The sequence below is a fragment of the Clostridium sp. AM46-21 genome (genome assembly GCF_003480025.1).
Classification (GTDB): domain Bacteria; phylum Bacillota; class Clostridia; order Lachnospirales; family Lachnospiraceae; genus Coprococcus; species Coprococcus ammoniilyticus.
Genome location: NZ_QUIB01000023.1, coordinates 1 through 12,976, shown reverse-complemented (window position 1 = coordinate 12,976; position 12,976 = coordinate 1). Strand labels below are relative to the sequence as shown.

Annotated in this window: 6 protein-coding genes; 5 read left to right on the top strand and 1 reads right to left on the bottom strand. The window is 39.9% G+C overall.

Features of this window, described 5'->3' with window-relative positions; all coding sequences use genetic code 11:
* Both ybaK and DW959_RS13390 read left to right on the top strand, forming a co-directional pair.
* Positions 1-483, top strand: coding sequence for a Cys-tRNA(Pro) deacylase (gene ybaK / locus DW959_RS13395; RefSeq protein ID WP_117808122.1), 483 nt, complete (start codon positions 1-3; stop codon positions 481-483).
* A 59-nt stretch (positions 484-542) separates the two neighbouring features.
* Complete coding sequence (locus DW959_RS13390; RefSeq protein ID WP_117808123.1) at positions 543-1,733, top strand: acyltransferase; 1,191 nt, start codon at positions 543-545, stop codon at positions 1,731-1,733.
* A gap of 44 nt (positions 1,734-1,777) precedes the next feature.
* Here the strand turns inward: DW959_RS13390 and DW959_RS13385 are convergent, their stop codons facing one another.
* On the bottom strand, positions 1,778-2,812 hold the full coding sequence (locus tag DW959_RS13385; protein WP_117822342.1) for an acyltransferase: 1,035 nt from the start codon (positions 2,810-2,812) through the stop codon (positions 1,778-1,780).
* 219 nt (positions 2,813-3,031) lie between these two features.
* On the opposite strand from DW959_RS13385, the gene DW959_RS13380 reads away from it, so the two are divergent.
* The 3 genes from DW959_RS13380 to DW959_RS13370 all read left to right on the top strand — a co-directional run.
* Positions 3,032-8,704, top strand: a complete 5,673-nt coding sequence (locus DW959_RS13380) for a CDP-glycerol glycerophosphotransferase family protein (protein WP_118616389.1) — start codon at positions 3,032-3,034, stop codon at positions 8,702-8,704.
* Positions 8,705-9,061: 357 nt separating this feature from the next.
* Entirely contained in the window at positions 9,062-11,707 is a 2,646-nt protein-coding gene (locus tag DW959_RS13375) for a hypothetical protein (RefSeq protein WP_118616387.1), read from the top strand.
* Positions 11,680-12,976 (top strand): FctA domain-containing protein (locus tag DW959_RS13370; RefSeq protein WP_147353086.1); only part of this gene is annotated, 1,297 nt, incomplete at its 3' end. The genes DW959_RS13375 and DW959_RS13370, both read left to right, overlap by 28 nt.

The window sequence follows — 12,976 nt, the reverse complement described above, 5'->3', positions numbered from 1 at the left end:
ATGGGAAAAGAGACAAAGACAAATGCGATGCGGATTCTCGATCGTATGAAGATTCCGTATACGCTCAATCAATATAACTGTGAAGAATTTATCGATGGTGTGCATGTTGCAGATATGCTTGGACAGAGCTACGACGAGAGCTTCAAGACGATCGTTACGGTCGGAAAGAGTCAGGGATATTATGTATTTGCACTTCCAATCGACAAAGAGATCGACCTGAAAAAAGCAGCTAAGGTTGTCGGTGAGAAAAACCTTGAGCTACTTCCTGTAAAAGATATCAATAAAGTTACCGGGTATATCCGTGGCGGCTGTACACCGATCGGCATGAAGAAAGCATATCCGACCGTGATCCATGAAAGTGCGGAAACACTTCCTCAGATGATCGTATCCGGTGGACGCCTTGGCGAACAGATCATGTTAAAGCCGGATGATTTAGTTCGCGCGGTGAACGGACGGTATGCGGATATTATATCGGCTAAGTGATTTTTGACATTAGAAGATTATAGATAAAGTCGTAATAAAACAAATGGGGAGAGAATTAAATGGAGAGGAAGGACTGGATTGATCAGTTGAGAGGCTTTGCCTTTTTTATTGTTGTTTTGTGTCATGCAAGTGTGCTCGGAGTGATATCACATGTTGGAGCGGCATTTCATATGCCGTTGTTTTTTATGATATCAGGATTATTATTTTATCCGGAAAAAGTGTTGGAAAGAAGTTTGATTTCGCAGGTTGGACATAAGTTTCAAAGTATTATTATTCCATATTTTTGGGTTGTATTTTCGTTATTTCCAATATGGGTATTAAATTATCGGGTTTTGCGAAAGGGAAAAGCAAATTATTGGCATACATTAATAGGAAATCTTGTATCGCAGGATAAAATTTATCCTGCGACTGTAAATCCGGTTTGGTTTCTTGGAGCATTATTTTTTGCATATTTATATATTCTGATTATAGTAAAAATAACAGGAAGACAACGATGGCTTCGGTTACTTATGGCATTTGGCATCATGGCTCTGGGATTTTATTTTTCAGATAAGCAGTTGCCATACCATGTTAATACAGGAATGGTCGGAGCAGGTTATATTTATACTGGTTATTTGGTTCGCAGATATATACTGGAAAAGAATGTATTGAGAAATTATAAGAACCTTGTAATAGTTATACTTACAACAATTGGATTTGTTAGTGCATTCAGCAATAAGACTGTGTTCATGGTATATGGACAATATTATTCAATACCATTATTTGTGACATCATCATTAACATTTAGTATTGCCCTGATCTTGTTATTCAGCGAGTTCTCAAAGGATAAAGTTCTTGCTTTTATGGGAAGAAATACATTATTTGCGCTGGGAGCACATATAGCTTTAATTCGAATATGTCAAGCAATATGGGCAGATAAATTATCAAGTTCGTTTATCAAAATGTTCATGGTGTTTGGTGTAGAAGCTTTGCTTCTGGGAATTGCATATGTGATGAATCGGTGGTGGCCATATATGAATGGCAAGTATACAGCGAATACTAATTCAAAGAAAGCTTTTATTTTTCGAATGATTATGGTTTGCTGGTGCATGATCGTGCCGGTATGGATGAGTGTTGTACGATGGCTGACAGATGAAAAGGGCAGAAGTTTTATTTTTACAGTTTTATTTACAATTTTAATAGGGGGATTATTTACAATCATCACTTCTAAATATGTAAAGTGGATATATCTTGAAAAGAAACAGGTATAAAAAAGAGGCTTCCTAACGATAATTCGAACAGGAAGCCTTTATGTTTAATGAATAAAATGTTCAATCCATTTTGTTAATTGGTTTACAATTAATGCTAATACAATAGATATGGCAACCATAATCAGCTCATTTCGACCATAACAGGTAGGGTGACCGTAATCGCGCATAACACCTCGTACAGTAACATGTGCCAGATACAATTCCAGAGAATATTTGCCGAACCATTCAAAGAACTTCTTTATCCAATTATGTATTTTTTCAAAATGTTTCAGCTTGCTGAATAAAATTGCAATTAAAATACATGCACTGATATTGAGAAAAGCAGCAGAATATCGTGCGAATATGATCTTGCTTCCTTTTCGAAACTGAATTGCAAATAACGATAAGAGCATTAATCCATAAGTCCCGCCGGATATAGACCTTTTTTCATATGAGTATTTGCCGATAAAACAGCCTAAACAGAAAAAGGGAATACGTAATAAGGCCAGATTGGTATTATCAAACAACTCTTTATTGGATAAGCGGATTACAAATGTGATCATGGTAAAAAAAGTAAATAAATTAATTATACGCATTTGCTCAGATTCTTCATCTGGTGCCTTATCTATTGCGCGGAAAATGAATGGAAAGATAAGATAACAAAAGCAAATTAATAAAATATACCAGAACCATGACATCCCTCGGGTGAAAAATGAATAAAAGGACAAATCAGAGAAAAAAGCTTTTACCCCAGTCTTATCAAATAAAAAATCATTCCAGCAGAGCGCAGGGATGGCAATTAAAAAATAAGGAATAAGAATCCGTGTGAATCTCCGCTTATAAAACTGGGAAATATCCGGATGCTTTTTCATTGCGTAGTACAAACCAAAACCGGATAAGAAAAGAAAACCGTCTACACTTGAACTGGTGATATAGTTACGGAAAAATTCTACCCATCCGTTTTTGTGGACGTGATAGATGCCACAGTCCTCCACATAATGAAAGATTATAATACATATAATAGAAATTCCCATCAAAACCCCACGATAATCTGAGATTACATCCCATGTTGGTCTTTTCCTTGTCTTTACAGTATTCATTTTAAACTCCTTTTTCAATATATATTACTGGTTCAATGTGCAAAAACAATCATACCGCAAAAAGTAAAGCTTGTACATATGCCAATATTAACAAATCGGATAAAACAATGAAATGTCGCGGATGCTATCTTAATAAATATAACATGGGCTTGCCTGAACTTATGTTATGTTCTATAATAAACCTAATTATGTTTATTAATACAAGAGGAGTCAGGATCAATGCATTTAGGTGTATTAAAAAAGTTTTTAAATAAAAAAATAGATGGAAAAGAAATCAATACAGAGGCTGCAGGGAAAGCTGATATTACAGAGAAAGTAATACTGGAAGATCAGGAGATAGATATTGAACAGAAAAAAGAACTGATCGAACAGGCAAAGCAGGAAAAACTGGATCAGATCCGGGCAATGGAAGATGAGATAAATGCAGAGGAAACCGCTCATGTTCATGAGATCTGTGCAGGAAAAGAAAAGGACAAGGTATGGGCGTTCTGTGCCGGGCAGTACAGTAATGATTTTCGGGGGAATCCAAAATATCTGTTTTTGTATATCAATAATTATAGAAAAGATATTGTTCCATACTGGCTGTGTGATGATGTAGAACTGATCGAGATGATCCGTGGTATGGGCTTTCATGCATATCGCATGGGAACACCTCAGGCAGAAACGATCATCAGCTATACCGGCGTACTGGTTTCTGAGCAGGTAAAGGCATTTATTCCGGATGGACTGGAACAAGCAAAGTATCTGAATCTCTGGCACGGTGTTGGCGGTGTAAAGGTTGTAGAGCGTAAGATCAAAGAAGGACGTTTACTGCCGGAGCTTGCAAAGAAATATATTGCAAGAAATGAATATTATCGTACCTATGAATTATATCTGGCACCATCTGCATTTATTGAGAATATAGCAAAGGCGGAGCTTGGATTAACGGAGAAGCAGATTGTAAGAGCCGGATATCCAAGATGCTTGTATCAAGCGAATTATAAGAAGATTGAAACATATGATCATGATCTGATCGGACAGAAGGGGCTTCCGGAGGATACCAAGATTGTTGCATATACACCAACGTATCGGAATAATCCGGATGGTGAGCTGTTCTCCAAGGCAATTCCGGATATTGACCGTATCATAGAGGTATGTGAGAAAGAGCATCTGTTGATGATATTTAAGATGCATCCGCTGCTTGAAAAGGAACAGGGATTCCTCTGGGCAAAGCAGAGATATGCAGATTGTAAATGGCTTTTGTTCTGGGATAACACCAATGATTTCTATGAGATCTTAGATAAGATCGATCTGTGTATCATGGATTATTCCTCTATATTTACAGATTTTATTGCGGCAGGCTGCAAGCATTTCCTGCGGTATGCGTTTGACTTTGACAATGACGATCTGGATTTCCCGATGGATTATGATGAGGTTACACCGGGCCGAAAATGTAAGAATTTTGATGAATTGGTTCAGGCACTTTCGGAATATGAGAAAGACGATATCAGCGATAGTCTGGATCGGATCAGTAAGCTGTACTGGGAGTATTCTACTTCAGACAGTATGGATAAGATCATTGACAGCACGATCGCATTTGTACCGGAGAAGGTAGAGCTTCCAACTCTGTATAGCTTTGATATCTTTGATACGCTGTTTTCCAGAAAGGTACTCGATCCGGTTGGCATCTTCTACTATGTACAGGAAAAAATGCAGGAGGATGGAGGGTTCCCAAGAGCGCTTGTTCTGAATTATCCATCGATCCGTAAAACATCAGAAGCCAATGTAAGAGAATATTATAATAAATCAATTGCACTTCGTGAATCAGAAAAGGTTGAGATTCAGTTTGATGAGATCTTTGCCCGTATGGCATCCGTATATAATCTGACAGATGAGCAGGTACAGAAGCTAAAGGCTTGGGAGCTGGAATGTGAATATGACAATGTAGTCCCGTTGCCGGAGCAGATCGATATGATTAAGAAATATCTGGCACAGAAAGATACGGTTATTCTGGTCAGTGATATGTATCTGCCGAAGAATGTGATCCTTGAGATGCTCCGCAGAGCGGAGCCGATGTTAACAGAACTGCCACTGTATCTGTCCTGTGAATATGGAGTTCAGAAGGTATCACAGCAGTTATTCTTTGAAGTATTTGCAAGTTTTGAACCATATTATGATTTTAAGAAGTGGGTTCATTATGGTGATAATCCGATTGCCGATCACAATCCGCCAAGAAAGATTGGAATCGAAGTAAGACAGGTTGCAAAACCGGAATTTTCCGATATTCAGACACAGTTGGTAGAACAGCTTGGAACGTATGATTCCTATCTGGTGGCTGCACTTCAGACCAGAATGGCTGCAAAGGCAGTATATACAAGAGATGAATTTGTATCCACATTTGTGACGATCTGCATGGTTCCATATGTAGACTGGGCGCTTCGGGATGCGATCAGAAGAGGATATCAGACGTTATATTTCATTTCCCGTGACGGACATCCATTAAAACGGATCGCAGATGCGATCATTGAGGCGCGGGGACTTAACGTAAAGACAAAATACATCTATGCATCCAGAAGAACATGGAGAATCCCTTCTTTTATCCATGAGGTTGACCGTGAATTCTGGGAGCCATATGGCAGTTTTGGAAATATCACTTCTAAGGACAAGCTGTTAAAAGCAATGGATCTGACAGACCGTCAGTTCCGTAAGTTTTTCCCGGCGGTTGTTTTGGATGGAGTTAATTTTACAGATAAGAAAGTATTAAATGGTCTGATCGACATATTTAAAAAGTCCGAAAGCTATAATCAGTATCTGATGAAAAAGGGAGCAGAAGAACGTGTACTTGTCAGCAGATATCTGGAGCAGGAGATTGACCGGACAGAGAAATTTGCCTTTGTGGAATACTGGGGCAGAGGTTATACACAGGACTGCTTTGTCAGACTGTGGCATGATATTGTAGGGGAAGAAGTGGATGTGCCTTATTATTACAGCAGAACGGTACTTCCGATGATTGGTCATTCCGTACGGTATAATTTTACAACCAATAATACAGCACAGTTCTTTATGGAAGGTATCTTTGCAAATATGCCATATAAGAGTATTGAGAAATATCAGGTAGTAGATGGCAGGGTAGAGCCGATCATTGTTCCGGTTCCACACGATACGAGCCTGTTTGACTCCATGCAGAGACTTCTTCCGGAATTTGCATATCAGTATGCGAAGCTTCCACTTCATACACCGGAAGATACAGACCGGATGCTGTATGAATTTGCATTGAATTATTATAGAAATAATCTGGAAAATGAGGAATTTGCTGAGCAGATCGGTGGACTGGTAGATTCGATTTCCCTCTATGGTAAGAAGCGTGAATTTGCACCGCCATTTACCATGAAGATGTTAGACAGCTTTGCGTCGAAGGAGAAAACCCGTGGAATGGGAAGTGTTACGACGAGTATCACGATGTCTGTAACCCGTGCTTCGGAAGAAGTAAAAAGACGGTATTTTGAGATGTACCAGATCATGCCGGGTGATGGATATGCTTCCGGCAGACTGTTATCAGAAGGAGAACTGGAAGAGAACAGAAAATACAAAGAGAAATACGAAGAGATCAAGGAGCGTGCAGAGCGATTTGCCGAATTATATGACGAGGCATCGGATGTATACGGTATTGAGAACAAGATCGTATTTGTAACAAATGCGAAGAATTTTACATCCGGATATCTTGGCAAGATGGCAGAAATGATGAAAGCACATAAGGAATTTTCGGTTGTTTTGCTTCGTATGGGTAACACCAAAAAGACGGATGAAGAGATTGCAGCGATTGTTGCATCTGCAAGATACATTATTGTTCCGGCAGCGATCCACCTGTTCTGTCGGACATCCTTCAGAATGGGAACAGATATGATCATGCTTCGTGATAATGCATTTAACCTTTATAATCAGGGGTATGAGGTTCGCTATTTCCTCAAATGGAAGCAGAAATATTTTGATTATGTCCTGAATAATGATACGGATATCCTTCAGGTTCCATCGGAACATCAGAGAGCGGAATTTGATAAGCAGTTCTCGCCAAAGGAAATGGATCGGGAAGTTCTGTATGGAAACTGCAGTACGGATATGTATTTTGATAAGGACTTCATCAGTGAGGCAAAACAGAAGCTGCAGGATCTTTTCCCGGAGACAGCAGACAGAAAGGTTATCCTGTACATGCCAACGCTTCGTAGAGTGAATTCCAGCAGCATATGGGCGAGAATCTTCAATATGCAGGCATTAAGCAAACTGATCGGTGATAAGTACTGTGTGGTTGTCAGCCTGAATGCGATCCAGAGCAAGAATGGATTTAAGAATGAACTGGAAGTAGAAGGCTTCAGTAAATGTATTAACAAGAACAATGGTATGACGATCCGTGCCTTAATGGTAGCAAGTGATGTGATCGTAGGTGATTACAGAGATTCCTTCTTTGAGACAACGATTCTGCGTAAGCCGGCATATTCGACCGCCTATGATTATGAGAAGATCATCAAGGGGCTGAATATGTCCCTGCATGCAAATGCATTTGATCAGAACCTGTTCTGCCCGATCGTCAGAACCGAACAGGAGCTTGCGGATCAGTTGAAGCAGATCGATCACTATGATTATCAGAAGATGGATCAGTTCCGGGAGAAGATGTTTGCAAACTGCGACGGACATTCCATGGAGCGTGTGCGTGATTATCTGCTTGCACATTACAAGGATTACGATAATCTGGTTACAAAGGATGAGCAGAAAAAGAATAAAGAATTTTATGAGAAATATCAGGAGCTGAAGAAGGTTGCGGATGAATTTGCAGAGGCATATGAGCTGGTCGTTCCGGAAACGGATATTGTAGATCAGATCGTTCTGTTATCTGAAAGAGCACTCACAAATAATGATCCATTGTTCCAGTTGAAGGAATATCTGAAGGAACAGAAGATCTCCTGTAAGGTATTAATGCTGGATCAGAAAAAGACGGATCTTCTGCTATTAGCAAGGGAGCTTGCAACAGCAAGATATATTGTGACTTCAAAACCTGTTTCAATCCTGTGTCGCTGTGAACTTCGGGAGGAAACAGAGCAGATTATGTTGCCAGAGCTTGCATTTTCATTATATAAGAAAGAACTTCAGGCTGTTGATGAGATTAGGTGGAAGAGAAAGGGCGCGCATCTTGCTGCACAGAATCCGGTTTCGGTGCTTCAGATTCCGTCTGAAGGACAGGAAGATCTGTTCCGTAAGACCTATTCCGGAAATGGAAATGTTTATTGTGGACTGAAGGGAAGTTGCAATACGGATCAGTATTTTGACCAGAAGCTGATAGAGGAATCCAGAAATGCACTTATGAAGCTGATACCGGAGCTGAATGGACGTAAGATCATTCTGTATATGCCAAGCTGGAGAAAAGATAAAGAAACCAGAAAGACGGCGATGCTTTCTCTGAGCAAAATGCAGACAGCGCTTCAGGATAAGTACATGGTTGTGCTTCATTTTGATCAGGCAGGTCAGAAGGAAAAGAACCTGGAACAGTACGAGATCCCTGGTTTCTGCAAGGTGCTCGAAAAAGAGATTCCGGCACGAAGACTGCTGATGGCAGCCGATGTGATCGTAGGAGATTACAGTGCTTTATTCTTTGAGAGTGTGCTGCTTGGAAAACCGATGTATTCATCTGCATATGATTATGAGACATTCATAGAAAAAGACAGCATTCAGATAACAGCAGAAGAATTTGCAAATGAAATGTTCTGTCCGATCGTGAAGTCTGCAGAAGATCTGGTGAATGAGATCCGACAGATTGAATCATATGATTATCAGAAGCTGGAAGTATTTAGAAAAGATGTATTTGCTGACTGCGATGGTAATTCAGTCAGACGAGTTGCAGAATATCTGCAGCAACAGAGATAGAAAATGTGACAACAATACAGGAGCCGTTCCCGATTATGGGGAGCGGCTCTTTTTACTTTATAGGAAAGTTTGTCTTATAAAGTAAAAAACTCCAGAAATTTGTTATGCGAAGAGAGCGTTTCTTTACGGAATAAACGAAATATGGGATTCCTGTTTATATTTATAAAGAATTAAGATAAAAATATATTGAAATGAAGATCCGGTTGTGTATAATGTTAAGTATCTATATTCAGGTATAGCAGTTTCTTGCGCTCAAAATTAAAGAGGTGCGTATAATAATATATCTGAAGGAAGCAACAAAAGAGCAAAGAACAACAAAGAAAAAGAGAACAAGAACAACAAATGGAGGTAGAGAGAATGGGAAGGAAAAGCAAAAAAGTAGTTGCGCTTTTACTGGCATTGCTCATGGTCTTCTCAGTTTGTTCACCAGTCAGCGGTGGAACAGGTCTTGGAAGTACCAGTGCAAAAGCTGGAAACAGTGCACAGCCGGCGACAGCGTCAGATGCAGAGGAGAGCGAAAAGGGAATTACTCCTTTGGCAAATACGGATGGACTGACTCTCAGTGACTTTGAAATTACTGTGAATGGAACGGTAGTCAAAGATGATTCAAACGTGAAAAATGGAGACAGCGTTGGAATATCATTTAAATGGGCAATCGCTAACAATTCCGGTGTAAAGAATTTTGAAGTCGACCTGAAATCACAGGGAATTGAAATTAACGATTATGCAGAAACTGTTCTATATGATGAAAGTGGTAAAGATGTTGGTACCTGGTATATACAAGAGGGCAAATATTATATCACTTTAAGAGATGAGTTTCTGGAAGAAAGTGAGATCAATGGATGGGCGAACATCGATGGAACGGTTGATTTTTCATCGTCTGATCTGAATACAGAAGACAAAGGAAAGATTAAGATCGGAGATGCAAGCTTTACTGTTAATGTTGATCTGAATGAGGCCGAAAGCTATGCAGGCTCCAACAAGAGCAAGGGTGCTGTAACATGGAATCCGGATGGCTCTATCACACAGTCCTATGAAGTAACGGTCACGGCATATAATGGCAAGGTTACACTCGGGGATGCAACAGAGACGATGGGTTCTGCGCTTACGAATATATCAAATATACAGGTAAACGGAACCGGTTACACAAGCTGGTCAGATGCACAGGCAGCAATGTCAGGCATGGTTCTTGATTCGAAGGATGAATCAGCAAAAACAGCGAAGATCACCTATGATGTAACAGTCAGTGCAGCAGATGTAAAGCAGGCATTTGCGGAAGGTGATGTGAATATCTTCGACAATAAGTTCTCAGTAAAATATAAGACGAATAAGGACAATGACAAGGATACAGGCAGTGTTACAACAGGGCTTAATATCAGAAAACCATCGTTGTCCAAGAACGGAACCTGGAACACGGATGCATCCGGCAAGAAGACATCGATCACATGGACAGTTGAGCTTCAGTTGGGAGATCTGACAAAGGATCCAACCTTTGATATTAATAATGTAGCGATCAAGGATACATTAGGACAGTATCTTACAGCTTCCGGTCTTCCGGCAGGGGTAAGCCTTGCTGATCTGAAGCTTAGTGACTTTACAAAGAATGGTGATACATACAAATTCACATATACAACGGATGTAGCAGATACTGCCTTGGATTCTGCACTTCCGACAGTGCTTACAAATGATGTAGATGTAGATTTTGATGGAACGAAATATAAAAAGACCGGTACCATGCAGACAGATGGCAAGGGTATTCTGGATAAGGAATTTGTAAAAGCAAATGCAGATGGTACATTAACATGGAAGATATCAATCAATATACCTGCATCAGATACGATCACAGAAGTGTCATTAAATGAATCCGATAAATCAAATGGAAGCTGGCAGTCATTTGTGTCTAATGTGGATATTGAGGGAACAAATGTCATCAACAATGGTTCTCTGGTAGCCGGAAATGGAATTGTAGCTTCTGTCACGAAAGCAGATCAGTGGGGTATCCAGTTCCGATTTGATGATGCGTATATCGCATCAAAGAAGGGACAGGTTATAGAGGTTACAATTATTACCAAGCCGGAAAATCTTACAGATGGGGCAAATTTTATTAACCATGCAAATCTGACTTATAAGGATAAGAATGATACAAAGTTCTCTGCGGATGCAGAAGCAAATTATAAATATACAAATAGTCTGGATAAGACAGGAACGGTCAGCACAACAAAACTGAATACGATCGATTATTCGTTATCTATTAATTTATCTGAGATTTCCGATGATCTGAAGGTTGGCGATGTGATCACAGTTACTGATACGCTGCCTGATACGCTGCAGTTTAATGATGATGCTGAGCTGCAGCTGAAAAAATGGGCAAACCAGTGGTATTCACAGGCAGATGGCAGTGCAGCAGCCATCACGGGAAGCATCAGCGGACATACGATCACATACTCGATCCCTGTTACACAGCAGATATTGGATGGTATAGCAGATGTAGCATCGAATACTTCATTTACCAAGTATGTGGCAGAGATTACATATTCTGCATCGGTAGCAGATGATATATTAACAGATTATGTTAAGAATGGTGCTACGATCAGTGTAACAAACAATGCAGAGGTTTCTTATAATGGAGAGACCAAAGGTAATGGTTCAACAACGAATACGTTAACACCTGGAGATACAGTTAAGAAGTCAGGTGTATATATTCTGGATCAGAAGAAGAACAATGGTGAATCTACAACAGTCAAAGATCAGGTTGTGGAATATACCGTATATGTCAATACAAATGCTGCAAAACTTGCAAATGGAAAGACAATCTATGCCGAAGATAAAATGGGCAGCGCATTGATCTTCCAGGTTGATTCTCTTCACATTTATGAATATACCGGTGAAGGAGATCCGGAAAAAGACAGTTCAAACTGGACGGATGTTACTTCCGGATGTGCTTATTCATATGACAGCAACAGCAGAACTGTAAAATGGCTTTGCCGGATGGCAAAGCACTGAAGCTTGTATACAGAGCAGAAGTTAATCAGGTATTTGGTGGTTCGCTGAATGCTTCCAATGCTTCGAACAGTTTCAGCCTTACAGGTTATACAGGATCAAACGGATCAACAAATACAAGTATTTCAACAATTGTCCAGAAACCGAACGTATGGGCAGAATCTGTAACAGGTACGATCACATTGTATAAGTACTGGACAGATAGCAATAAGCAGATGCAGATGTTGAATGGCTCGACATTTGCCCTGTATGAATGTAAGAAAAATGCTGCAGGTGAGTGGACAAAGGATATTGGTCCTACACCTGTTATGACGAATATATCTTTAGGTGCTGATGGTACCAAGGAGATTAGCGGTCTTGCATATGATAAGGTATTTGCACTGTATGAAACAACTGCAGATGATAATTTTGAAGTAAATAAAGATCCATATTACTTTATGGTAAGTAAGAGTAACAGTGATGTGGTTGCTCCAAGCTGGGTAGATCAGCGATTTAACAGCGGTTATCTGTATTATGAGAATAAACCGGGCAGCTTTACAGTTAAGAAAACGGTTGATGGAGATACAGACTCACTGCAGGGTTATGAAGAATTTACATTTGACCTGACAGAAATAAACAAACCAAGTTTTGCCGCCGGAAAAGTAACGTATTCTACAAAATCAGGCGGAGTTGGAAAAACTGTAACTTCCAGTACAGTTACCGGTGTAGGAAGTTTTGGAGAGATTCAGTATGACACAGCTGATATCGGAAAAACTTTTTATTATGTAGTGTCTGAGCAGGAAGGTACTGTCCCTGGAATGACATATGACGCTTCCTTCTATATTATATCGTTGGAAGTAGATGCAAATGCAGCATCAGGTATCTATACCAAGAATGTGTCCGTTCAGAAATATGAATCGGATGGAACACCGGTTGCAGGTTCCTATTCAGCAGATGCGTTGGGATTTGATAATTCTACAGCACCAAAGAAGGGTGATCTGAAGCTTGAAAAGGTAGTAAGTGGTGCGTATACACCGGATGCAGGAACAACATATAAGATTTCTGTAAAGAATAAGACAACAAATAAATACTATGACAAAGACGGAAAAGAAAGTGCTGCTCAGGTATATATTGAAGTACCGGCCGATGGAAGCGTAACGATCAAGGATCTTCCGGTTGGAGATTATACAGTAGCCGAGAATGAAACGGATGCAGCAAAAGCTGGTTATGCATTAACAGTAACCGGAACGGGGGATGTTAAGGTAACTAAGGATACAACCACGACCGCAACCG